Origin of the sequence: Rhizobium sp. H4, assembly GCF_003013335.1 — a bacterium.
Lineage (GTDB): Bacteria > Pseudomonadota > Alphaproteobacteria > Rhizobiales > Rhizobiaceae > Rhizobium > Rhizobium sophoriradicis.
Window position 1 is genome coordinate 136,287 of the sequence record NZ_PSOW01000011.1, and the last position, 21,609, is coordinate 157,895.

Here is a 21,609-nt window from a genome sequence, read left to right on the forward strand (position 1 = left end):
GCAGAAGGATGCCGACTGTCGCGTCGTCCGGCACTAGATCTTGCCGTCGTCCTTGAAGACGTCGCTCCAGTCCTTCACCAGGCCGTCGAGCGCTTCCTTGGCGGTGCCGTTGCCGGCGACCACGTAGTTATGGACGCGCTTCTGCATGGCTTGTAGCAGCGAGGCGTAGCTCGGCTCGGCCCAGAAGTCCTTGACGATCGCCATCGAGTCCAGGAAGGCCTGGGCATAGGGCTGGCTCTTGGTAAAATCCGGCGCGTTGACGACGGAGTTCAGGCAGGAGAACCCGCCGAGCTCCCACCATTTGGCCTGCACTTCGGGCTGTGCGAACCACTTGATGTATTGCAGGGCGGCGTCGCGCTTGTCGGAGTAGGACACCACAGAAATGCCCTGGCCGCCGAGCTGGGCGAAATGCGCCTTTTCAGCAGGATTGGGGAAGAAGCCGATCCTGTCGCCGCCGACCTTCTCGTCCTTGTAGAGGCCGGGCCAGGTGAAGGCGAAGTTCATCTGCATCGCGACTTGGCCGGATTTGAAGGCGTCGGCGGATTCGACCATATAGACGTTGGAGCTGCCGGGCGGAGTGCAGCAATCATAGAGCGACTTGTAGAATTCGAGACCCTTGACCGCGTCGGCCGAGTTGACGAAGCCCTCCATATCGTAAGGCTTCTTCGGGTTGTCGTACTGGAAGCCCCAGTCGTAAAGCACGTTGGTTACGCCCATGGTGATGCCTTCGGAACCGCGCTCGGTATAGATCGAGGCGCCGTAGACGGTCTTGCCGTCGATCTCGCGCTTCTGGAAGAACTCGGCGATCTGCTTCAGTTCGTCGTAGGTCTTCGGGGCTGCGAGATCGTGGCCGTATTTCGCTTTGAATTCCTTCTGCAGTTCCGGCTTCTCGAACCAGTCCTTGCGGTAGGTCCAGCCGACGACATCGCCCATGGCGGGCAGCGCCCAGTAGTTCGGCGTGTTCTTCGGCCATTCCGAGTAGCCGACGACCGTCGCCGGCACGAAGTCATCCATCTTGATGCCTTCCTTGCCGAAGAAGTCGTTGAGCTTGACGTAGTGGCCGTTCTCGGCCGAGCCGCCGATCCACTGGCTGTCGCCAATAATGAGGTCGCAGAGCTTGCCATGGGAATTCAGCTCGTTGAGGAAGCGGTCGGCATAACTCGTCCAGGGAACGAATTCGAACTTCATCTGCGTGCCAGTCTTGGCGGTGAAGTCCTTCGACAGCTCGACCAGCGCATTGGCGGGGTCCCAGGCGGCCCAGCACAGCGTCAGTTCATCGGCTTTGGCGAGATTGGGCAATGCCGACGACATGACGAATGCCGCGGACAGCCCAAGAAGGGCTTTCGATGTTTTCTGCATAAGTTCCTCCCAGAACCAATGCCGGCTCCCCGCCGGCGTCGCATGTTCACCCGTTTTAGAGAATGCTCACATGAACTCCTCAATCATCATGTTTAGCAATATGTTTAGTGATACGCATTTTTATAAACATTGCAAGGCACAATCGTCGCTGCAGCGCACGCGCCGCGTCGGTCGGCGGCAGCGGGTCCGGCCCTCTATTTCCGAAAATCCGGGAAATTTCTGCGGCAGGCGTACCAATGGGACGAAATCTGGCCTCGCGGCGATATGGGCCGCAGGATATGGAGTCGACGCCGCTCCTGTTTTCCCGGGAGGGTTCAAACTTGGCCTCGCTTCGGCGGGGCTTTTTCTTTGGGCCGACTGCCGGCCGTATCGGGAATATTCTGTCCCACTGCAAGATTTAGCCTTTCCGGCCTGATGCAACGGGCGTATTCAGCCAACGCGCGGCGTCGTTCGCGCGCTTCCCGCGGCAGATCCTCCGATCGGCTCCTTCCAGTTTCCCGCCGCGCCGACAATTCGCATTGTGAGATCGATGACCACGGCAGAGACAAGCGAGAACCGGCAAGAGGCGGCAAGCGGCCGCCAGGCGAAGATCGTGGCGCTGGTCGTTGCCGTCTCCTTCTTCATGCAGATTCTCGACGGTACGATCGTTGCCACCTCGTTGCCGCAGATGGCGGCAAGCTTCGGCGTGCAGCCGGTGTCGATGAGCATCGGCATCACCGTCTATATGCTGACGATGGCGGCCTTCATTCCGCTGTCGGGCTGGCTCGGCGATCGCTTCGGCGCGCGCCGTGTCTTCCTGATGTCGATCGGCGTCTTCACCGGCGCCTCGCTGTTCTGCGGGCTGTCCGGCAGCCTTATGGAATTCGTGCTGTGGCGCGCCGTCCAGGGGGCGGGCAGCGCGCTGATGACGCCGGTCGGGCGCATCATCGTGCTGAAGAACGCCCGCAAGTCCGAACTCGTCCAGGCGATTGCGCTGATCACCTGGCCGGCGCTGACCGCGCCGGTGATCGGCCCCGTGCTCGGGAGTTTCATCACCACCTATGCCAGCTGGCACTGGAATTTTCTCATCAATATCCCGATCGGTATTCTCGGCATGGGACTGGTGCTGCGCTTCGTGCCGGAGCAGCGCGAAGCCGACACCGGCCGTCTCGATCTCGTTGGCTTCGTGCTTAGTGCGGTAGGGCTCACCTTCCTGCTCGCCGCCCTGGAACTCTCGGTCAAATGGGAAGGCGGGCTCCTGCCGGTCATATCCATGCTCGCAGCCGGCATCGTGCTCTCCGTCATGGCGACGCGGCATTTCCTCGCAGTCGACAATCCGCTTCTCGACCTTTCGGCCTTCCGCGTACAGACCTTCTCGATGTCGACGCTGTCGGCGGGCACGGCCTGCAGGGTCGCCGTCAATGCGACGCCGTTCCTGCTGCCGCTATTGTTCCAGCTCGGTTTCGGGCTGAGTTCAATTGCCGCCGGCACTTATCTGCTCGTCTATTTCCTCGGCAATCTCGGCATGAAGACGGTGACGACGCCGCTCCTGCGCTTGTTCGGTTTCCGCACGGTGCTTGTGCTGAATGGGCTAATCGCGGCGTTTTCGATCGTCGCCTGCGGGTTTCTGACGCCTGACACGCCGCAGTTTTTGATCCATGCGCTGCTTTTTCTTGCCGGCCTGTCGCGGTCGATGGAATTCACCGCGCTGAACACGCTGGCTTTCGCCGATATCGGCCCGGCGCAGCGAAGCTCGGCCTCGACGCTGTCGAGCATGCTGCAGCAGGTGTCGATGCTGCTCGGCGTGGCCGTGGCGGCCGCCGTGCTCAACATCGCGGCGGCTCTCAGAGGCGCCGAGACGCCCGTTCTTGCCGACTTCCGCTGGGCCTTCGTCTTGGTCGGAGCGATCGGGGTCGTCTCGTCGCTGCGCTTCATGCAATTGCCGGCGGAGGCGGGAGCGGAAGTTTCGGGTCATCGGAAATTCCGGAAAAACTAACCCTGCCGACGGAGCTTATCAAGCCGCTGTCGATGCCGGTTTTCCAATATCGTCCTTGTGCGCAGCCTGCGACAAGAGCGAGGGATAACGGCTGTTTACCTCGGGCGATCGATGCAATACGACATTGCCATGCGGACGAGTCGGACGCTTGCGGTCCGTCGTCGCTGCGGGAGAACGCCGGGAGACGGAATGAGCAATTCTAGCGGCGATGCGGACGGCCTGATCCACATCCTCTATATCGACGACTACGAGGGGCTGGCATTGCTGATGCAGAAAAACCTGCTTAGGCGCGGCTTTTCGGTCGAGTGGGCTAAGAACGGCGCTGCCGGTCTGGCGAGGCTCGGCGAAGGCGGAATCGATGCCGTCGTGCTCGATCACGTGCTGGCTGACGAAACCGGCCTCGACATTCTGCCCTGCATCACAGCGATGCCCGATCATCCGCCGGTCATCTATGCGACGGGTTCAGATGATACCAGCATCGCGGTCGCGGCGCTGAAGGCGGGTGCCGATGACTACGTGCTGAAGGGGATTTCGGCCGATTATTTTGATCTGCTCGCGGCTGCTCTCGAACAGGCATTGGAGCGGACGCGTTTTCGCCGCGAGACGGCGCAGGCGCAGGAGGTGATCCGCCAGCAGCGCGATCTCGCCGAGATGCTGCTTGCCGAAGTCAATCACCGCATTGCCAACAGTCTCGGGCTGGTCGGTGCGTTGATCCGCATGCAATCCTCGATGACCAAGGACCAGGTGGCGATCGATGCTCTGCACGAAACGCAGATGCGCATCAACGCCATCGCCAGCGTGCACCGCCGGCTCTATACAAACCGGCAGGTCGGATCGGTGCAGCTCGATGAATATCTGAACAGCCTGCTGACCGAACTCGAAGCGTCGATGCGTGACGACAAGCGGCCGCATCGCATCATGCTGACTGCCGCACCCGTCAATCTGGCAACCGACAAGGTTATCACGCTCGGGCTGATCGTCAGCGAACTCGTCACCAATGCCTTCAAATATGCCTATCCGGACAGCGTGACGGGTGAGATCCGGGTCAGTGTCGACCAGACGGAAGAGGTGCTGAGGGTCATCGTTGAGGATGACGGCGTGGGGTTTGATCCCGAGAGCCCGGCCAGAGGGACGGGGCTCGGGACGCGAATATTGACGGCGATGGCCGCCAGCCTGAAATCGGATTTCGCCTATGATCCCAGTCATGACGGAACGAGGGCGACGCTGGTGTTTTCGTTGCATGAGGGGAAGTAGGATATGTGGTGCAGGGCGTGCCGCCCCCTCATCCGCCCTAGGGGCACCTTCTTCCGAAGGGAGACGGGGAATCGAGACGTTGTCACGAGTCTCTTCTACCCTCGGGGAGAGGTGCCGGCAGGGGCCGCACGGCACAGCATTGTCCTTTTCCGCAATAGCTTACTGACATCGCATCATCAAACCTGACGCAAGGGGAGGACAGACATGACGACGATCCGCACGCCGCGTGAAGTCTATGATTTCTGGTTCGTTCGATGCGGCCGGGAGCTGTGGTTCCAGCCGCCGCCGGAACTCGACGTGGAGATCCGCGATGTTTTCCGCGATACCCATCTGGCGCTGGCCGCAGGCATCAGTGACGAGTGGCGGGCCGATCCGATATGCCGGCTGGCGGCGGTCATCGTGCTCGACCAGTTCCCCCGCAACATCTATCGCGGCACGCCGCTCGCCTTCGCAACTGACGGACTGGCGTTGCGGGAAGCCAAGCTCGCGCTTGCGGCCGGCGCCGACAAGGCGGTCGAGGTCGCCTGTCGCACCTTCTTCTACCTGCCGTTCGAACATGCCGAAAACCTCGACGAGCAGGAACGTTCGGTGGCCTTGTTCACGGCGCTTGGCGACGCGGAATATCTCGATTATGCCATCCGGCATCGCGACGTGATCGCCGCCTATGGCCGATTTCCGCACCGCAATGCTATCGTCGGACGGGAGGCGACGGCTGCGGAGCGCGACTATCTCTCCCGGCCCGGCGCCGGCTTCTGAGTGCTTTCATGCATCGGTTCGATTTCGCTGCGAGGCGCTTTAGGCATCTTCCGCCTTTCTGTCGCCTTTGTTTGCAATGAAAAGCTGACATTCTATCCCGACGACAACCTTCCCGGAGGCGCTTTTGCGGCTGAGAACGATCCTGCTTCGCACAATTCTTCTGATGACGCTGGCGTTTGCCGGGGCGCATTTCGAGAGTGCTGCAGCCTTGGCGCAGGAGCCGCAGACGCAGGCGGCGGCAGAGACGCCGATTGTCGATACGCCATCCGATCAGGCGGCGAAGGAACTCGAAAAGGCGAAAGTCCAGCTTGGTTCGCTTCAGGACAGCGTCAAGCAGAACGCCGATAATGACGATGCACTGGTCGGGATTGCGGCCAAGGCCGACGAACTCAGCCGCGCCGTCATCACTATCTCGGTCAATCTCAGGCCGCGTTTCGATCAGATCAAAAACCGCCTTGGCGAGATCGGCGATGCGCCGAAGGATGGACAGCCGCCCGAGGCTGAGATCGTCACCCAGGAGCGCAATGCGCTTGCCGCCGAGCGTGCGCAGATCAATGCGGTGACAGGCGACGCCGAAAACCTGTCGATCGCGGTGACGAAGCTTGTCAACGAAATTATCGAGATGCGACGACGGCTTTTTGCCGATACGCTTTTCAGACGCACCGAAATCTCCGTCTCGGTGCTCGACGATGCCGCCGGCGCTTTCGTGCACGAGGTCAGCGAATTCTCGCAGGCCCTGTCGAGCTGGGCCGCCTTCGTCTGGAAGTTCAAGCGCTTCCCGTTGTTTGCGGCGATCTTCCTGTCGCTCGCCTCGGCGCTCATTCTGCTCTCCGGCAGCTACCGGCTGTTTGGCGCATATCTGCGCCGCGATGAGGCGGTCGAGAACCCGTCCTATATCGGCCGGCTGTCGATTGCCTTCTGGTCGACGTTGATCCGCACCCTGGCGCTTGCGGTGCTGCTCGTCACCTCGTTCTTCTTCCTCAATAGTTTCAATGTGCTCAGGCCCGATATCGCACCCGTCATCGGCGCGCTGTTCGGCACGATCGGGCTCGTCTATTTCGTCGGCCGGTTCGTCAACGCCATCTTCGCGCCGCGCGAACCGCGTTGGCGGCTGGTGAAGCTTTCCAATCTCGGCGCCCGCTCGATCGGCTACTGCCTGCTGGCGATGGCTGTCGTCAACGGGCTCGACTATCTGTTCGGCACGGTCAGCGAGGCGATGGGTTCGCCACTGGTGCTGACGGTGGTCAGGAGCCTGATCGCTGCGCTCATCATTGGCGTGATCCTGATCGCTGCCTCCTTCGGCAAGCCGATACTGGCAAGAAGCGGCGATCCGGATGCGCCGGGCCGGCATTGGCCGCGCGGCATGGCGATCATCCTGCGCGTCGTCGGCGCCGGCCTCATCGTCACGGCGCTCTCAGGCTATGTCGGGCTGGCGCGCTTCGTCGCGACGCAGCTCATCATCACGGGCGCAGTGGTCGCCACCATGTATGTCGGCCTGCTCTCAGGCAAGGCGATCTCGCGGCAGGAGAGCTTCGGCGATACCTTCTTCGCGCGCTTCCTGACGCGCCGCTTCAATCTCGGGCCGGTGGCGATCGACCAGGTCGGCTTGCTCGTCGGCCTTGCGATCTATGCGGTGGCGCTGCTCGTCGGCATCCCGCTGATCCTGCTGCTCTGGGGATTCCATGTGCAGGACCTGCAGCTGATCGCCTACCGGCTGTTTACCGAGGTCAAGCTTGGCGGCATCAGCATCTCGCTGCTCGGCATCTGTACCGGCATTCTGCTGTTTGCCGGCGTCTACCTGTTGACGCGCTGGTTGCAGCGCTGGCTCGACGGCAATGTCATGGCGCGAAGCCATGTCGATCTCGGCGTGCGCAATTCGGTCAAGACGGGCATCGGCTATCTCGGCGTCGGCATTGCGGCGATCATCGGCGTTTCGGCCGCCGGCATCGATCTGTCGAGCTTTGCGCTCGTTGCCTCGGCGCTCTCGGTCGGCATCGGTTTCGGCTTGCAGAACATCGTCTCCAACTTCGTCTCCGGCCTGATCCTGCTGGTGGAGCGGCCGTTCAAGGTCGGCGATCATGTGGTTTCCGGCACGGCCGAAGGCATCGTCAAGCGCATCTCGGTGCGCGCTACCGAGATCGAAACCTTCCGCAAGCAGTCGATCATCGTGCCGAATTCCGAGCTGATCAACGGCCTGGTCGGCAACTGGACGCATCGCAATAAGATCGGCCGCTCGGAAATTCCAGTTTCGGTCAGCTACGACGCCGATCCGCAGAAGGTGATGGACATCTTGCTGGAACTGACGGCCAAGGTTCCGCTCGTCATGCGCAATCCGGAACCGCATGTCGAATTCCTGCGCTTCGGCCCCTATTCGCTGGATTTCGAGCTGCGCTTCTTCCTCGCTGACATGGGCGACAGCATGACGGTGCGCAACAATCTGAGGATCGAGATCCTCCAGCGCTTCAAGGCCGAGGGCATCGAGATCCCGTTGCCGCAGAGCGATCTGACCATCCACCGCGAGGCGCCCGCGGCCATCGCGAACGAGGGCAGGGACGTCAGGCCCAGTTCCGCGGACGGGGCTGCCGGCGACGATGAACATCGGGTGCGACAGCTGCGCGGCCGCACCGCCGAGGCCAGTCTGAAGAGCTGAACGGCTCATTCAGCCATCATTCACAGGTCTATGTGCATGATCCCTCGCATCGGGATCGCTGCCGAGGGCAGCACCGATCGTTCGAGGGGAGGGCGCACCCGCGCCGCCGCACATGATGGCAAGATTTGCCGCCGTTCTGCTTATCCCGCTGCTTGCCGCGCCGGCGGCCCATGCGGCATCCGTCACCAACACCGATCCTGCAGCCGTGGTGCTCGTCATCACTGAGGGCGGCCAGCGCGTCGAGGTCGTCGTCGATGCCGGGGCTTCGGAAAATCTCTGCACTTCTGGCTGCTTCATGACGACGCCCGACGGTGACCGCATCGGCCTCGATGGCGGCGAGACGATCGACATCATCAAGGGCTCCGCCGTCGTTAAATAAGGCTGCGGCCCCGTGGGGCTACGGCCGTCCGCGCGCCAGTGCCGTTTGCGCCGGTGCGGACATCCGCATCAGCGGCCGGATGGCGAGGAATGCCGCCACGGCCGCGGCGCCGAGCGCGGCAGTGATCGACAGCGACCAGGATACGCCGATATTGCCCATCAGGAAGGCCAGCGCGAAAGGCGCCGCCGAGGAGATGACGAGGCGGGCCGACATCACTTTTCCCTGCCGCTGGCCATAGCCTTCGCTGCCGAAGAGCGCCAAGGGCAGCGTTCCCTGCACGATGCTGCTGAGGCCGGAGCCGAGGCCGAAGATCACGGCGAAGACCACCGCGCCGGGAACGGACGGGGCGGTGAGGAGGAGAATGACAAGAGCCGCCGGCAGCAGCACGGCGGAGATGACGGCGAGCGTGAGCTGCGGCAGGCTGCCGCCGAAGACCATGTTGATGAAGCGGCTCAGCACCTGCGAGGGTCCGAAAAGCGTGCCGGCTATTAGGGCCATGGCGCCGAGTCCGAGCGCCGACATGACGGGCACCATATGGACCAGAAGTGCCGCGTTGACGAAGCTTTCCAGCGCAAAGCCGGTGACCATCAGGATGAAGGCCGGCGCGCGCGCGGCGGCGGGAAGGCTGGATTCGATAGGCCTCGTCGCAGCGCTCTTCTCGCTCGTGCTGTCATGGCCCGCACTGCGCGCCAGCCAGGCATGAATGGGAAGGCAGACGAGCAGATTGATCGCGGCGAAGATGAGATAGACGCTCTGCCAGGAGAAGTGCGCATGCAGCGCCGTGGTGATCGGCCAGAAGATGGTCGAGGCGAAACCGCCGATCAGCGTGAGATAGGTGATGCTGCGCTGGGCCACCTGCGGCCTTATCTGAACCAGCAGGGCAAAGGCTGCGCCATATTGCACGAGATTCGACGCCGTCTCGACGGCGATCAGGGCGATGACGAAGGCGACCTTGCCGGGAGCAAAAGCGCAGCCGGCAAGGGCGATTGCCGCAATCGCCGAGCCAAAGGTCATGATCCGGCCGGCGCCGAAGCGATCGATCCACTTGCCCATGGCGGGTGCCGCCAGGCCGCCGATCAGCAGCGCCGCCGACAGCGCGCCGAAGATCCATTCCGCCGACCAATCGAGCCCGCGCGCCATTTCGGGCGCCAGGATGCTGAAGCTGTAATAGAGGGTGCCGTAGCCAATGACCTGCGTCAGACCGAGCGCGAGGATGGCGGCAACCGGCGGCCGTTCGGAAGCGGCGGGGGTCATATGAATTTGAGACCCACACGTCGTTCAAGCTTGTCGGCTTCTTCCCTGCGCTCGCTGTAGCGGTCGGTGAGATAGGCCGAGGCATCGCGCGTCAGCCATGTGAACTTCACCAGTTCCTCGCAGACGTCAACGACGCGGTCGTAATAGGATGAGGGCTTCATGCGCCCGTCGCTGTCGAACTCCTGGAAAGCCTTTGCCACCGACGACTGGTTCGGAATGGTGATCATCCGCATCCACCGGCCGAGGATGCGCATCTGGTTCACGGCATTGAACGACTGCGATCCGCCCGATACCTGCATGACGGCGAGCGTCTTGCCTTGCGTCGGCCGGACCGAACCCACCGACAGCGGTATCCAGTCGATCTGCGCTTTCATTATCCCGCTCATTGCACCGTGTCGCTCGGGGCTGACCCAGACCTGGCCTTCCGACCAGGCAGAGAGCTCGCGCAACTCCTGCACCTTCGGATGGGCGACCGGAGCTCCGTCGGGAAGGGGAAGACCTTCGGGATCAAAGATCCGCACCTCGCAGCCGAAGTGCTCGAGCAGGCGTGATGCCTCATGCGCCAGGAGACGGCTGTAGGATACGGCGCGCAGCGAGCCGTAGAGGATGAGGATGCGCGGCTTGTGCGTCGAGAAGGGCGGCCGCAGGGCCTCCAGATCCGGCTGGTGAAGATGGGCCGGTGAAGTCGCTGGAAGGTCAGACAATGCGCTTGCCTTCGGCATCGAGCACCTTCTCGCCGTCTTCCTTGGTGAAGGCGCCCTTGTGCGTATCCGGCAGGATTTCCAGGACCAGCTCGGAGGGGCGCGACAGGCGCGTGCCTAGCGGGGTGACGACGAAGGGCCGGTTGATCAGGATCGGGTGGGCGAGCATGACGTCGAGCAGCTGATCGTTGCTCAGATCGGGATTGCCGAGGCCGAGTTCGGCGTAGGGCGTGTCCTTCTCGCGCAGGGCCTGGCGCACGGTCAGGCCGGCATCGGCGATCATCTTGACCAGCTCAGCACGCGATGGCGGGGTGTTGACGTATTCGATGATATCAGGCTCGATTCCGGCATTGCGGATCATCGCCAACGTGTTGCGCGACGTGCCGCAAGCGGGATTGTGGTAGATGGTGACGTTCATAGTTTCGCCTCGGAGGATAGGGTTGATGACGATGACGCGGCTGGCTGCAGCAGCCAGGTGAACAGAAAGAAGGCTGCGACCGCACCTGATACTTCGGTAAGCCAGAAGCCCGGCAGGTCGACCGGGCGGATGCCGGAGAAAGTGTCGGTTAGGGAGCGGGCGAAGGCCACGGCCGGATTGGCAAACGAGGTCGAGGCGGTGAACCAGTAGGCGGCGGTGATGTAGAGTCCCACCAGCCATGGAACGGCTTTCTGCTCGAAGCGGATGCCGGCGAGAATGACCGCGACGAGGCCGAAGGTCGCAATCCCCTCGGAAAACCATTGCGCGCCGCCGGTGCGGACCTTGCTCGACAGTTCCAACAGCGGCAGGTTGAACATCAGATGGGCGCAGATCGTGCCGGCGACGCCGCCGGCAAACTGCGCCAGCACGTAGCCGCCAAGGTCGCGTTTCGGCAGCGAGCCCGATATGGTGAAGATCAACGAGACGGCCGGGTTGAAATGGGCGCCGGAAATCGGCCCCAGCACGGTGATCAGCACCACCAGGATCGCGCCGGTCGCCAGCGTATTGCCAAGCAGAGCGAGGCCGACATCCGTAGTCAGCGATGTCGCCATGATGCCGGAGCCGACCACTGTTGCGACCAGCATGGCGGTGCCGAGCGCCTCCGCGACCAGTCGCCGCGATAGATCATATGGCGCCATCAGCCGGCTCCTGTCGGTTTTGCCGTCGTGCCTTCCATCGCGCCGATCTGGCGCAGGTGCGCTTCCAGCGCCAGCTTGTCGATCGAGGCCAAGGGCAGGCTGAGGAAGGCCATGATCCTGTTTTTCAGGAAACGGGCGGCCTGGGCGAAGGCGCGGCCCTTCTCGACCTCGCTGCCCTCGACGGCGGCCGGATCCTCGACGCCCCAGTGAGCGGTCATCGGATGGCCGATCCAGACAGGGCAAGCTTCGCCGTGGGCGGTGTCGCAGACGGTGAAGATGAAATCCATCTGAGGTGCATCGGGCTTAGCGAATTCGTCCCAGCTCTTCGAGCGAAAGCCGGTTGCGGGATAACCCAACGCCTGCAGCTCCTTCAGCGCCAACGGGTTGACTTCGCCTCTCGGCTGGCTGCCGGCGGAGTAGGCCTTGAACCGGCCCTTGCCTTCGGTCTCGAGGATCGACTCGGCCAGGATCGAGCGCGAAGAATTGGCAGTGCAGAGAAAGAGCACATTGTAAACGCGATCTGTGGTCATTGCAGTTCCTCCTTGGTTGCAGGTGTACAGCATGCGGCGACGGCGGCGGCGGGCGCGCAGATCTCGGCGTTCCCTCCGCAGCAATCCTCCATCAGAAAACGGATCAGGCCGCCAAGCGCCTCGTAATTGGCGGTGTAGATGATTGAGCGCGATTCACGCTGCTGGGCGATCAGCCCGGCTCGTTCCAGCTCCTTCAAGTGGAAGGAGACGTTGGACGGCGAAACCTCCGCCTTTTCGGCGATGGAGCCCGCCGCCATTCCGTCAGGACCCGAGACGACAAGCATGCGAATGATGTGGAGGCGGGTTTCCTGCGAAAGCGCTCCGAACGCGGCGAGGGCTTGACGTTGATCCATATTTCAATAATCCTTGAATCGTTGAAACAAGGATTAGCGCAGATGAACGCCATCGACAACAATAAAATCCAGGCGGAGGAGATCAGTCTCGGCCTGTTGCTTGATGCGCTCTCCGGCGACAAGGACGCGACGCTGGTTTTCCATTACGATGGCCGGCGGGTGAAGCCGGGCTATCATATCACCGAGGTCAAGGCGGGCCAATTCTCGGCGCTTGATTGCGGTGCCAATCCCGAGGCCTGGACTGAGATCTTCATCCAGCTCTGGGACATCGCCGAGGGTGAGCGCACGCATATGCCGGCCGGCAAATTCCTTGCGATCATTCGCAAGGTGACGGAGCATGTGCAGCTCGACGGTTCGGCCAAACTTACCTTCGAAGTCAGCGACGGCGTGCGGCCGATGCAGCTTTATTGCGCGGCAATGCCGATTTTGCGTGGCGGGGCCGTGCATGTCGATCTTTCGCCGCGGCCGGCAAGCTGCAAGCCGCGCGACCGCTGGCTCGCCGAGGAGACCAGAAAGGCTGCAGCCTGCTGCGGTCCGTCAGCGGCGGAGGGCGGCTGCTGCGCATAAAGACCTGCGGGGATGGGGCAATGGTGGGCTGCGCCGAATTGCTGCGCGCGGTCGAGGCGCATGCCTTGCTCTTGCTGGGCTTGGCGTCAGGTATTGATTGAGGCGTGGGCATCCCACCATCGGAGCACCCGCATCGCCCGGAGCGTGATCCAGCGCGAGGGCTGACCTTCTCCCTCGTCGATCTCGAACCAGACGCGCCCTGGCAGGGTCCAGTCGAGCGGCCATCTGCCGTCCTGAAGGCGGCGGATGCGAAGATGGGCGATCGCCTCGCCGAGGCGCGGATCGGGGGTGGAGCCGGTCAGGAGGGTGCTTGACCGGAAATAATCGAGGGCGCGGAGGATGTCGTAGCGCCAGCGGTTCGGGTGCAGGAGGCGCAGGAAGCGTTCGTCGGCTGGCTCGCCGGTGCCGAGACGCCGGAAAAGGTCGCGCTTGAGCAGGAATTCCTCGCCCGTTCTGCGCGCCTCCCGGGATTGCGGCGTACCACCGGTCGCTCGCTCGAACTCCAGCAGCCCTTCCAGCACGTTGATGGTGCTGGCAAAGGACGACCGAATGGAGCCGTTGCACCGTTCGCAATTCCAGCCGCCGTCCTCGAGGCGCTCGCCGGTCAGCTTCTCGACAATGGAGGAGACGTCGATACCGAAATAGGCGCCGTCGGCGACGGTGCGACCATTGATGCATTCCTCGACTTCGCCGTTCCAATAGGGCTGACCGCCTTCCTCCCAATGGGCATTGGTGCCGATCAATGCGACGGTGCGCCTGGCCCGCTCGCAGGCGGGATCGAGACCGAATTCCCGCAGTTGCGATAGCGAAAAATTTGTCGCCGTCCACGGCTGGCCGCGCTCCCGCCACTCGCGAGGGTCGAAACCGGCGGGAAGAAAGGCGCCGCCCGCCCATTGGCCGTCCTCGTCCTGGCAGGTAAGCAGCCTCGCGCCCCAGCCTTGCGTCTCCACCTTGGCCCGCTCGGCCATCCAGTCCGTCTCGGGGACATCGATGAGATCGCGCATCACCTGCCACCGGATTGCCGGGTCGGAATCGAGCAGCCATTCGATTACCGGGTCGGGTTGGGTCATGAGCACATCCGCCCATAGGTGTGGGTCGATGACGCACTTATAATGGCTTCTGCGGAGCTTCGCCAGCCGGACGGGTTCAAGGCAGCTCTTGTCTCGCGGCGTTGCGACGCTCTATCTCCGCACCGGTCTACCTGGTTCCGGCCGTCGCATACGAGATATGTCTTCGATCAGTCGGTAAGCAGATGCTTGCCATGCCGCGACCCGACTGCGCCAAAGAGAGCACGGAGCTGAGATCAAGGTTCACGACCTATAACGTGACAATTGTCGGCGAAAGCCCGTTCGATGCGGACAACGCGGCGCTTGGCGCCTGATTTCTTAATCATATCTGCAAGAAAATCGCGGGCGGGTCCAGCTGGACGCTTCGCCGTCTCTCGCTGATTAATGATTAGTCAAATCAATTGATGTATCAGTTTGAGCCGGGGATGGATTTTACATTAAAGGTTTACCATGGCGTTTTTGGGTATTTCGGGGATGCAATATTCCGGAGAGATGTTTGCCGGCGCGCGCATTATTGTCGCGGAAGATTCAAACGTGTTCACTTCGATGATCAGCAAACGCCTCAAGGAGTTGTTCGACATTGACGTCGAGATCTGCCGCAACTTCGAGGATCTGCAATATTCCTACGACAAATCTTCCGATTCGATCACGCTGGCGATCTCGAACATCAATCTGCCCGGCGCCGAAAACGGCGAAGCGCTCGAATATCTGGTCGATCTTTCCATTCCCACCATAGTCTTCACCGGCACCTTCCACGACGGCATGCGCGACAAGCTGATGGCCAAGGACATCGTCGACTATATCCTCAAGGACAATATCTTCGCGGTCGATCTGCTGGCGGAGTCGATCTGCCGGTTCCTGACCAATCATCGCCACCATGTGCTGATCGTCGACGACAGCGCGACGGCTCGCGCGTTGTTGTCGAGCCGGCTGAAACGCTATAATTTCCGCGTCAGCGTTGCCGAGAGCGGCGGCAAGGCATTGGAGATCCTGAAGGCCAATCGCGATATCGGCCTGATGATCACCGACTACAACATGCCCGATATTGACGGCTTCGAACTGACGCGGCGCATCCGCGCCAATATCGGCTCGCACGAACTGCGCATCATCGGCGTTTCCTCCTCATCGAACCGGCTGCTTTCGGCGCGGTTCCTGAAAGCCGGCGGCAATGATTTCATGCTGCGCCCCTTCATCGACGAGGAGTTCTACTGCCGCGTCAACCAGAATCTCGATACGCTTCTGCAAATTCAATCGATGCGCAAGGAGCGGGCGGTTGCCTGACGGCTCTTCCAGCATCGGCGTCGCGACGGCGCGGGAGATGACGGCGGGAAACCGTCAACGAATTTCTGCAATTACAAGTAACGCTCACATTTGTCCCCTTCACGCGCATAGGCCTCTCGGTTATCGTCCGCCCCGCCGGGGAGGGGGTCGAGTCGAGCCCGTCGGGCGCAGGGGGGAATAGCAACTGTGGCTTTTCAAGCGGATTTTCAGCGGGATGGAATCGGGCTGCGCTCCGGCGGGCTCAAAATACTTCTGGTTGAAGATTCCCGGATGTTTTCCGCCGTGCTCTGCCACCGGTTCCAGACCGAACTTGGGCTTGCCGTCAAATCCTGTTCGTCGCTGAAAGCGCTTCGCCGGGAGCTTGCCGAAGACGGTCACGGCTACACCATGGCCGTCGTCGACCTCAACCTGCCGGATTCGCCCTATGGCGAGGCGCTCGACTGCACGATCGAGCACGATATCCCGGCGATCGTCTTTACCGCCACGTTCGATCTCAACACGCGCAACAGGATCATGGAGCGCAATGTCATCGATTACGTGTTGAAGGACAATGAGTTCGCGCTCGACAATCTGGTCGCTACCGTCCGCCGGGCGATTTCCAACCGCAAGACGCGGGTGCTCGTCGTCGACGATGTCGTCTCGGCACGCCAGGTTCTTGTCGACCTCCTGAAGGCGCAGCAATATCTCGTCGTCGAGGCAAGCTCGGGACTCGAGGCGCTGGCCGCTCTCGAAGCTTACAGCGACATCGAGCTCGTCGTCACTGATCACCATATGCCCGATATGAGCGGTTACGAGCTGACGCGGCGGATCCGCCATCGCTTTGGTTCCGACAGGCTGCGTGTCATCGGCGTGTCTTCGTCCAACGACCGCATGCTGTCAGCCAGTTTCCTGAAGGCGGGCGCCAGCGACTTCCTCTACCGGCCTTTTGTCGCTGAGGAGCTGCAATGCCGCATTGCCAACAATGCCGAGACTCTGGCGCAGATGCGGCAGCTGAGGGCGGCGGCGGCCTGCGACTACCTGACCGGCCTCTATAACCGCCGCTATTTCTACGACAACGGCCCGAAGCTGGTGAACGAATGTCTGCGGCTGAAAGTCCCGAGTTCAGTCGCCATCCTCGATATCGACCATTTCAAGCGTCTGAACGATACCTACGGTCACGAGATCGGCGACAAGGTGCTGAAGGCGGTGGCGAACCGGCTGTTTACGATCTTCGAGGGCAGCGACAATCTTCTCTCGCGGCTTGGCGGCGAAGAATTCGCCATCCTCTTCCCGCAGATGGATTCGGCTGCTGCGACCAAGCTTTGCGATGAGATCCGCTCGGATATCTCGCGGTTGAAGGTCACCGCCGACGACGAGGACCTCGGCGTCACGATTTCGATCGGCATTGCCGAGATCGGCGGCTACGAGACCTTCGAGAATTATTTGAACGCCGCCGACCAGTTCCTCTACATGGCCAAACACCGGGGCCGCAACCAGGTCTATTCCGACGCCAGGATGACGGAGGAGGCGGCGCAGTAAATTGGGCTGTCCCCACTGGTCGTCATCCTCGGCCTTGTGCCGAGGACCTGCCCGATCAACCCGTGGTCAGATGCTCGGCACAAGGCCGAGCATGACGAAGGAATGGTCAGCTTCTTGTGTTGCGGCCACCTCAGGCGGCGACCGCCTGCCTTGCCGTCGCCATGGTCATCTTGCGCTCGGCGCGCTCCTGCTGCGGCGAGCGATGGTAGAGTTCGCGATAACACTTGGAGAAATGCGAGGCCGAGACGAAGCCGCAGGCGACGGCGACTTCGACGACGGGCATCGAGGATTGCACCAGCAGGTGGCGGGCGCGGTCGAGGCGGATTTCGAGATAGTAGCGCGCCGGCGAGCGACCCATCTCCTGGCGGAACAGCCGTTCGATCTGGCGCCGTGAAAGGCCGGCGCCGTCGGCGATCTCGATCAGCGACAGCGGCTCGGCCAGATTGCCTTCCATCAGCTCGATGATCGACAGCACCTTGGCATTCTGCACGCCGAGGCGGGCGCGCAGCGGCAGGCGCTGGCGGTCGTGCGGGTTGCGCACACGATCGGTCAGGTGCTGTTCGCAGATGCGGTTGACGAGGCTTTCGCCAAAATCCTCGCCGACGAGATTGAGCATCATGTCGAGCGAGGCGGTGCCGCCGGCGCAGGTATAGAGATTGCCGTCGATCTCGTAGAGATCGGCATAGACCTCCGCCTGCGGGAAGGCTTCGGAGAAGCCCGGCAGGTTTTCCCAGTGGATGGCGCAGCGCTTGCCGTTCAAGAGCCCGGCCTGGGCCAGCACATGTGCGCCCGTACAGAGGCTGCCGACGGCAACGCCGCGATTGTAGCATTCGCGCAGCCAGGCATTGACCGATTTGTTGTTGAACTGCTCGACATCGATGCCGGAACAGACGAGCACCATGCCCGGCCGGTTTTCGCCGCCGAGATGGCGGCGCTCCTCAGCGAGCGAGGAATTCGCCTCGACGCCGATGCCGCAGGAGGAGTAGACCTTTTCCCCGTCGAGGGAGGCGAGCCGCCAGGTATAGGCCTGATAGCCGAGCATGCGATTGGCGATGCGCAAGGTGTCCACGGCGGCCGAGAAGGGCAGCATGGTGAATTGCGGTACCATAAAGAAGACCAGTGAACGCTTCTTGATCTGCATCCTGTTCATAGCGAAATCCATGCTCGAGGGACGATGACATATTCGTTGCGCGGAATGCGTCGCGCCGATGTCCTGAAAGCGACACTGGCATGGAAAAATGCGGCCGGGAAGAGCAAATATGCGACATTGACCGCGATTTGACCGGTCAAGTCCCGGGCGAGGGCGCCGACGGGGCGGAAGAGAACTTACAGTCAACCGAAATTCAGGGGCTGAAGTGGAATGGGGAACGAGATGGCGGACACGAAAAAGGCGGCGTTGCAAGATGCAGACGCCGCCCTCATCTCAGGAGGAATGTCGCATTCATTACATGGTCCGGTGTTTGCTGTCGTCGGTGCTCGGCCAGCCAATATCCTTGCGGACGTCGAACGGCATGGCTTCGATTTCGCGGGCAGTCTGCCAGCGGGTCCAGGCGAGCACGAGCTTGTGGGCATAATGGCCCAGATCGAAGCGGCCTTCGCTGGAGGTGAGGTTCTTGCCACCACCCCGATAGGTGAGCGTGGTCATTTTTCGGTTCCTTTCTTGAGCCGGGACATGGTCGCGATGGGAGGTTCGTCCTTGTCCATGCTGCTAATATGGGCTTCGCGAACCCATCATTCAAACGAATAGAGTTTATGGATAACATCAACGATTTTGAATGATCCCAGCGCGTCCCCGGGGGTAGCTTTGACATCGGTCGGAGCGGCGAATGCATGCCGAACCGTACTTAACATCGAGCGCTTGGCCTTCTTGCGACAAGTGATACAGTTGAATTTCGGTCGTTCACCTGGACAATACGAAAAAGGAAACATTCCATGGCAGACCAGAAGCGCCCGCTACAGCCTGGAGATTCCGCGCCCGCGTTCGCACTAGCCACGGCCAACTTCGACGGAACGGTCTCGCTCGCCGACTTGAGCGGTCGCCCGTTCTTGATCGGCTTCTTTCGCGGGCTGCACTGCCCGTTCTGCCGGCGTCAGGTAGAACAGCTCGCCGGCGTGCAGCCGTCCCTGCGCGCCGCCGGGCTGGAGACCGTGGCCGTTATCAACACGCCGGTGGAACGCGCCCGCCTGTATTTCCGCCACCGGCCGACGCCGGTGACGCTTCTGTGCGACCCCGACTGCCGCACGCATCGCGCCTACGGCGTGCCGCATGCAGAGTTCTTGCCCGATGTGAGCAGCGGACAGTCCGAATGGCCATATGGCGCAACGATGGCGCAATTCCAAGCGGCACGCATCAACCCAACGGGCGAGCTGCCAGAACCGCTACAGCCGATGGAAGCCAACACGATCCTCAACGCCAAAGACCGCTTCGAGCTTGATGAAGCCGATAAGGCAATATTCGAGAAGCACGCTACTCAGCTTGTCGGGCACTTCCTGGTTGATGCGAACGGCACTATCGGCTGGGCTCAACTCGAAGCGCTCGACGGACCGAACAGCCTTTGCATCTTCCCGACCGCGGCGGAGATCATCGCCGCCGCTGGCAGCCTTGGACGCTGACCTGCAGCGAACCGTCCGAGTTGCTATACGATGTCGAATAAAGGCGATCACCCATGGGCCGCTCCGGGGGCGGGGGCACTTCCTTAGCCTGCATATCCTTGATGCCAACTCTCAGACTCATCGACACTTCGAAGCTCCAGCAGGCGGGCAGCGTACCTGCTGGACGATGCGACCAGAAAATACCCCGAGCAAAGCGACGCTCAACGTGGTCGTCCGAACCGTTCAATCGCCCCTGCTAGGTCGTCGTAGTTTTCGACAATAATATCCGCGCCGGATCGCATTAGGCTTTCACCATGATCCGCCGAGCAATGGTTGCCAGCGGTAAAGCCGATGACACGCATGCCAGCCGCTTTGCCTGCAATGACGCCATTGACGCTGTCTTCGACAACGACGCACTCGTGCGGGAGTGCGTTCATCGCCGTGGCTGCATGGAGAAAGAGATCCGGGGCTGGCTTTCCATTTGCGACCAGATCAGCTGAGAAAATATGCGGGTCGAATAGATCGATCAATCCAACATGCTGCAATTTCCAACGCAACCTTGTGGAAGGGGTACTGGAGGCTACGCACCGCAGTGTCGCGATCTTGTTTATCGCTTGCCGCGCGAACGGTATTTCCGCCAAATCAGCTTCCAATCTCATTGTCGATATGTGCTCGATTTGAGCATAGAAATCGCGCGGAAGAGGTGTTCCGGTTTTCGCCTCCACGCAATTCTGAAGCTTCGCTTCCCACATACTGGGAGAGAGCCCCATGAATGACTGCATGTAGGCTTTGGGTTCAAAACCAGCGCCGATGGAATCCAGAAATTCGAGTTCAGCAGCGAGATAAATCTCCTCGCTATTCCGAGGACGCCATCGCAGTCGAAAATAGTCAGTTTCATCAGGCGTACCTTGGCAGTCTATTAAAGCGGGGTCTCACCCGATGGAAGAGGGTATAAAGCCGAAGCGCCCTTCAGTATCTGGATAATCTATCGAACGGTAACCTTTACGCGGCAGGTTGTATTTATACAGGTTGTATCCGCGTATTCCACCTTATATGCAGCTATCTCCCGACCTCTTAATGCGCGGCGGCTGGGGTGATGATGCCGAGGCTGCCAAGGCCGGTGACGATCAACTGAACTGCGACCGCCGTCAGCAGAATGCCGAAGACGACCTCCGAGACGATCATGCTGACCGGCTTCATGCGCTTGGCGAGCTTGTCGATGTTGGTGAACACCAGATAGTCGAACGCGCCGACGAGCAGGATCAGAGCGGTGACCAGTATCGCGCTGGCGATCGAGGTGACTGCGCCGGAGGCGATGATGATGACGGTGATGCCGACGGGATTGAGCAGGTAAGGGACGGCGAGCGGAAATATGGCCAGCTTGTCCGGGTCGACCGGAGCGGCGAACTCGTCGTGCGGCTTCTCTGTCGGTCCAGACGCCATCTTGATGGCGATAAGCGCGAGGATGATGCCACCGGCGACGGCGACGGAGCCACCGGTAATGTGGAGAAGCCGCATCAGCAGAGCGCCTGTCGCGAATAGGATCAGCGCCGTGACGACAGCGATCAGAACCATCTGGCGGCCGATGCGCACCTTGGTTTCAGTATCGAAAGCGTGGGTCTTTTCCAGAAACGGCACCAGGGCGATCTTCGGCCCCATGCCGATCAGAAGCAGCAGCAGAAGTTTTCCGACGAGTGCGATGTCGATGACTGTGAAATCCATGGAACGTGCCCTCTAAAATTCGCGACGCGAAAATCGTGGCCCTCCCCACTGTGGGGAGGGCGTTGACGTAGTAAACCAGACGGACTCGCCGGTCTTTCTGCGAGCCGCTCAGCGCGGGCATACGTCCCAGAAGCCCGTCGTCTTGGCGGGCGAGGTGTAGTACCAGCATTGACCGGATTGAGGCGGCGTACCTGCCAATGAAACGGCGGCAGCTCCGGCGACGAAGCCGATGGCAGCACCTGCGGCAATGGCGGTACCCGGACGCCAGTAGCGGCGAGGGGTAACGACCACGACGCCACGCCGAAGGGGCGGCCGAACGGCGGGTCGGTATGCCGGACGGGTCCGGACAGCAGCGCATCCGCGCGGCCCGCAAGCCGCAGCGCCGCAACCTCTCGGGCCGCAGGCCGCCACTCCACGACGGGCGGCCTCGGCCGTCGCCGGAACGAGGACGGGCGCGCTGATCATCATCAGCACGGCAAGTGTCGTCAGCATGTGCGATAGATTGACCAAGATCTTCATTTCAAATCCTCCCTTG

General features: G+C 61.5%; 23 protein-coding genes. 10 read left to right on the top strand and 13 right to left on the bottom strand.

Translation table 11 applies throughout. The annotated features are described in order from the left end of the window. Positions 1–33: 33 nt before the first annotated feature. Positions 34–1,359: an ABC transporter substrate-binding protein gene (locus C4N04_RS18470; protein ID WP_077989350.1), complete on the bottom strand. Its 1,326-nt coding sequence runs from the start codon at positions 1,357–1,359 to the stop codon at positions 34–36. Between the two features lie 70 nt (positions 1,360–1,429). Here C4N04_RS18470 and C4N04_RS31885 point away from each other — a divergent pair, with 70 nt between their 5' ends. The 6 genes from C4N04_RS31885 to C4N04_RS18495 all read left to right on the top strand — a co-directional run bounded on the left by C4N04_RS31885 (position 1,430) and on the right by C4N04_RS18495 (position 8,373). Then, positions 1,430–1,774 carry a hypothetical protein gene (locus C4N04_RS31885; protein ID WP_199852485.1) on the top strand — a complete coding sequence of 115 codons (345 nt, stop codon included), beginning with the start codon at positions 1,430–1,432 and terminating at the stop codon, positions 1,772–1,774. Positions 1,775–1,888: 114 nt separating this feature from the next. Then, positions 1,889–3,334 carry an MFS transporter gene (locus tag C4N04_RS18475; protein ID WP_077989349.1) on the top strand — a complete coding sequence of 482 codons (1,446 nt, stop codon included), beginning with the start codon at positions 1,889–1,891 and terminating at the stop codon, positions 3,332–3,334. Positions 3,335–3,523: 189 nt separating this feature from the next. Continuing rightward, the gene (locus C4N04_RS18480; protein WP_106796691.1) at positions 3,524–4,588 is read left to right on the top strand and encodes a histidine kinase dimerization/phosphoacceptor domain -containing protein; all 1,065 of its coding nucleotides are present in this window, start codon (positions 3,524–3,526) and stop codon (positions 4,586–4,588) included. Between the two features lie 204 nt (positions 4,589–4,792). Next, positions 4,793–5,344, top strand: coding sequence for a DUF924 family protein (locus tag C4N04_RS18485; protein WP_039620449.1), 552 nt, complete (start codon positions 4,793–4,795; stop codon positions 5,342–5,344). Positions 5,345–5,468: 124 nt separating this feature from the next. Continuing rightward, a complete protein-coding gene (locus tag C4N04_RS18490; protein WP_039620447.1) occupies positions 5,469–7,994 on the top strand; it encodes a mechanosensitive ion channel family protein in 2,526 nt (841 codons plus the stop codon). 112 nt (positions 7,995–8,106) lie between these two features. Continuing rightward, the gene (locus C4N04_RS18495; protein ID WP_038689555.1) at positions 8,107–8,373 is read left to right on the top strand and encodes a hypothetical protein; all 267 of its coding nucleotides are present in this window, start codon (positions 8,107–8,109) and stop codon (positions 8,371–8,373) included. An 18-nt stretch (positions 8,374–8,391) separates the two neighbouring features. Here C4N04_RS18495 and arsK read toward each other — a convergent pair whose 3' ends face one another. The 6 genes from arsK to C4N04_RS18525 are packed head-to-tail and all read right to left on the bottom strand — an operon-like array spanning position 8,392 to position 12,327. Beyond that, positions 8,392–9,627: an arsenite efflux MFS transporter ArsK gene (arsK, locus tag C4N04_RS18500; protein ID WP_106796692.1), complete on the bottom strand. Its 1,236-nt coding sequence runs from the start codon at positions 9,625–9,627 to the stop codon at positions 8,392–8,394. Continuing rightward, positions 9,624–10,349 carry an arsenical resistance protein ArsH gene (gene arsH / locus C4N04_RS18505; protein WP_183737728.1) on the bottom strand — a complete coding sequence of 242 codons (726 nt, stop codon included), beginning with the start codon at positions 10,347–10,349 and terminating at the stop codon, positions 9,624–9,626. The genes arsK and arsH overlap by 4 nt, the downstream gene beginning before the upstream one ends. Next, complete coding sequence (gene arsC / locus C4N04_RS18510; RefSeq protein ID WP_106796693.1) at positions 10,324–10,746, bottom strand: arsenate reductase (glutaredoxin); 423 nt, start codon at positions 10,744–10,746, stop codon at positions 10,324–10,326. Before arsC ends, arsH begins: the two co-directional genes overlap by 26 nt. Beyond that, entirely contained in the window at positions 10,743–11,444 is a 702-nt protein-coding gene (locus tag C4N04_RS18515) for an MIP/aquaporin family protein (RefSeq protein WP_077989346.1), read from the bottom strand. Before C4N04_RS18515 ends, arsC begins: the two co-directional genes overlap by 4 nt. Beyond that, complete coding sequence (locus C4N04_RS18520) at positions 11,444–11,974, bottom strand: arsenate reductase ArsC (RefSeq protein ID WP_039620436.1); 531 nt, start codon at positions 11,972–11,974, stop codon at positions 11,444–11,446. The genes C4N04_RS18515 and C4N04_RS18520 overlap by 1 nt, the downstream gene beginning before the upstream one ends. Further along, positions 11,971–12,327, bottom strand: coding sequence for a metalloregulator ArsR/SmtB family transcription factor (locus C4N04_RS18525; protein WP_009996912.1), 357 nt, complete (start codon positions 12,325–12,327; stop codon positions 11,971–11,973). Before C4N04_RS18525 ends, C4N04_RS18520 begins: the two co-directional genes overlap by 4 nt. A gap of 42 nt (positions 12,328–12,369) precedes the next feature. Here C4N04_RS18525 and C4N04_RS18530 point away from each other — a divergent pair, with 42 nt between their 5' ends. Then, positions 12,370–12,894 carry a DUF6428 family protein gene (locus C4N04_RS18530; RefSeq protein ID WP_106796694.1) on the top strand — a complete coding sequence of 175 codons (525 nt, stop codon included), beginning with the start codon at positions 12,370–12,372 and terminating at the stop codon, positions 12,892–12,894. Positions 12,895–12,980: 86 nt separating this feature from the next. On the opposite strand, the gene C4N04_RS18535 is transcribed toward C4N04_RS18530, so the two are convergent. After that, positions 12,981–13,964 (bottom strand): squalene cyclase, encoded by a 984-nt coding sequence (locus C4N04_RS18535; protein ID WP_106796695.1) that lies wholly within the window; start codon positions 13,962–13,964, stop codon positions 12,981–12,983. A 447-nt stretch (positions 13,965–14,411) separates the two neighbouring features. Between C4N04_RS18535 and C4N04_RS18540 the strand changes: the two genes are divergently transcribed. Then, a complete protein-coding gene (locus tag C4N04_RS18540; protein ID WP_106796696.1) occupies positions 14,412–15,242 on the top strand; it encodes a response regulator in 831 nt (276 codons plus the stop codon). 186 nt (positions 15,243–15,428) lie between these two features. Next, positions 15,429–16,760, top strand: a complete 1,332-nt coding sequence (locus tag C4N04_RS18545) for a diguanylate cyclase (protein WP_039620426.1) — start codon at positions 15,429–15,431, stop codon at positions 16,758–16,760. Positions 16,761–16,890: 130 nt separating this feature from the next. Here the strand turns inward: C4N04_RS18545 and C4N04_RS18550 are convergent, their stop codons facing one another. Further along, positions 16,891–17,910, bottom strand: a complete 1,020-nt coding sequence (locus tag C4N04_RS18550; protein WP_003579912.1) for a GlxA family transcriptional regulator — start codon at positions 17,908–17,910, stop codon at positions 16,891–16,893. A 294-nt stretch (positions 17,911–18,204) separates the two neighbouring features. After that, entirely contained in the window at positions 18,205–18,405 is a 201-nt protein-coding gene (locus tag C4N04_RS18555) for a hypothetical protein (protein ID WP_106796697.1), read from the bottom strand. 287 nt (positions 18,406–18,692) lie between these two features. On the opposite strand from C4N04_RS18555, the gene C4N04_RS18560 reads away from it, so the two are divergent. Beyond that, a complete protein-coding gene (locus C4N04_RS18560; protein WP_106796698.1) occupies positions 18,693–19,373 on the top strand; it encodes a redoxin domain-containing protein in 681 nt (226 codons plus the stop codon). A gap of 200 nt (positions 19,374–19,573) precedes the next feature. Here C4N04_RS18560 and C4N04_RS18565 read toward each other — a convergent pair whose 3' ends face one another. The 3 genes from C4N04_RS18565 to C4N04_RS18575 form a co-directional block, all read right to left on the bottom strand. Next, positions 19,574–20,272, bottom strand: coding sequence for an HAD family hydrolase (locus tag C4N04_RS18565; RefSeq protein ID WP_348628314.1), 699 nt, complete (start codon positions 20,270–20,272; stop codon positions 19,574–19,576). A 154-nt stretch (positions 20,273–20,426) separates the two neighbouring features. Next, complete coding sequence (locus C4N04_RS18570) at positions 20,427–21,074, bottom strand: MarC family protein (RefSeq protein ID WP_106796699.1); 648 nt, start codon at positions 21,072–21,074, stop codon at positions 20,427–20,429. Positions 21,075–21,182: 108 nt separating this feature from the next. Further along, positions 21,183–21,593, bottom strand: coding sequence for a hypothetical protein (locus C4N04_RS18575; RefSeq protein ID WP_077989342.1), 411 nt, complete (start codon positions 21,591–21,593; stop codon positions 21,183–21,185). Positions 21,594–21,609 lie beyond the last annotated feature (16 nt).

Coding starts and splice junctions, on each gene's coding strand:
- C4N04_RS18515 (WP_077989346.1), bottom strand. CDS start 11,444: ATGGCGCCATATGATCTATCGCGGCGACTGGTCGCGGAGGCGCTCGGC.
- C4N04_RS18570 (WP_106796699.1), bottom strand. CDS start 21,074: ATGGATTTCACAGTCATCGACATCGCACTCGTCGGAAAACTTCTGCTG.
- C4N04_RS18485 (WP_039620449.1), top strand. CDS start 4,793: ATGACGACGATCCGCACGCCGCGTGAAGTCTATGATTTCTGGTTCGTT.
- C4N04_RS31885 (WP_199852485.1), top strand. CDS start 1,430: ATGAACTCCTCAATCATCATGTTTAGCAATATGTTTAGTGATACGCAT.
- C4N04_RS18470 (WP_077989350.1), bottom strand. CDS start 1,359: ATGCAGAAAACATCGAAAGCCCTTCTTGGGCTGTCCGCGGCATTCGTC.
- C4N04_RS18560 (WP_106796698.1), top strand. CDS start 18,693: ATGGCAGACCAGAAGCGCCCGCTACAGCCTGGAGATTCCGCGCCCGCG.
- arsH (WP_183737728.1), bottom strand. CDS start 10,349: ATGCCGAAGGCAAGCGCATTGTCTGACCTTCCAGCGACTTCACCGGCC.
- C4N04_RS18530 (WP_106796694.1), top strand. CDS start 12,370: ATGAACGCCATCGACAACAATAAAATCCAGGCGGAGGAGATCAGTCTC.
- C4N04_RS18550 (WP_003579912.1), bottom strand. CDS start 17,910: ATGAACAGGATGCAGATCAAGAAGCGTTCACTGGTCTTCTTTATGGTA.
- C4N04_RS18480 (WP_106796691.1), top strand. CDS start 3,524: ATGAGCAATTCTAGCGGCGATGCGGACGGCCTGATCCACATCCTCTAT.
- C4N04_RS18555 (WP_106796697.1), bottom strand. CDS start 18,405: ATGACCACGCTCACCTATCGGGGTGGTGGCAAGAACCTCACCTCCAGC.
- C4N04_RS18525 (WP_009996912.1), bottom strand. CDS start 12,327: ATGGATCAACGTCAAGCCCTCGCCGCGTTCGGAGCGCTTTCGCAGGAA.
- C4N04_RS18475 (WP_077989349.1), top strand. CDS start 1,889: ATGACCACGGCAGAGACAAGCGAGAACCGGCAAGAGGCGGCAAGCGGC.
- C4N04_RS18540 (WP_106796696.1), top strand. CDS start 14,412: ATGGCGTTTTTGGGTATTTCGGGGATGCAATATTCCGGAGAGATGTTT.
- C4N04_RS18535 (WP_106796695.1), bottom strand. CDS start 13,964: ATGACCCAACCCGACCCGGTAATCGAATGGCTGCTCGATTCCGACCCG.
- C4N04_RS18520 (WP_039620436.1), bottom strand. CDS start 11,974: ATGACCACAGATCGCGTTTACAATGTGCTCTTTCTCTGCACTGCCAAT.
- arsC (WP_106796693.1), bottom strand. CDS start 10,746: ATGAACGTCACCATCTACCACAATCCCGCTTGCGGCACGTCGCGCAAC.
- arsK (WP_106796692.1), bottom strand. CDS start 9,627: ATGACCCCCGCCGCTTCCGAACGGCCGCCGGTTGCCGCCATCCTCGCG.
- C4N04_RS18495 (WP_038689555.1), top strand. CDS start 8,107: ATGATGGCAAGATTTGCCGCCGTTCTGCTTATCCCGCTGCTTGCCGCG.
- C4N04_RS18575 (WP_077989342.1), bottom strand. CDS start 21,593: ATGAAGATCTTGGTCAATCTATCGCACATGCTGACGACACTTGCCGTG.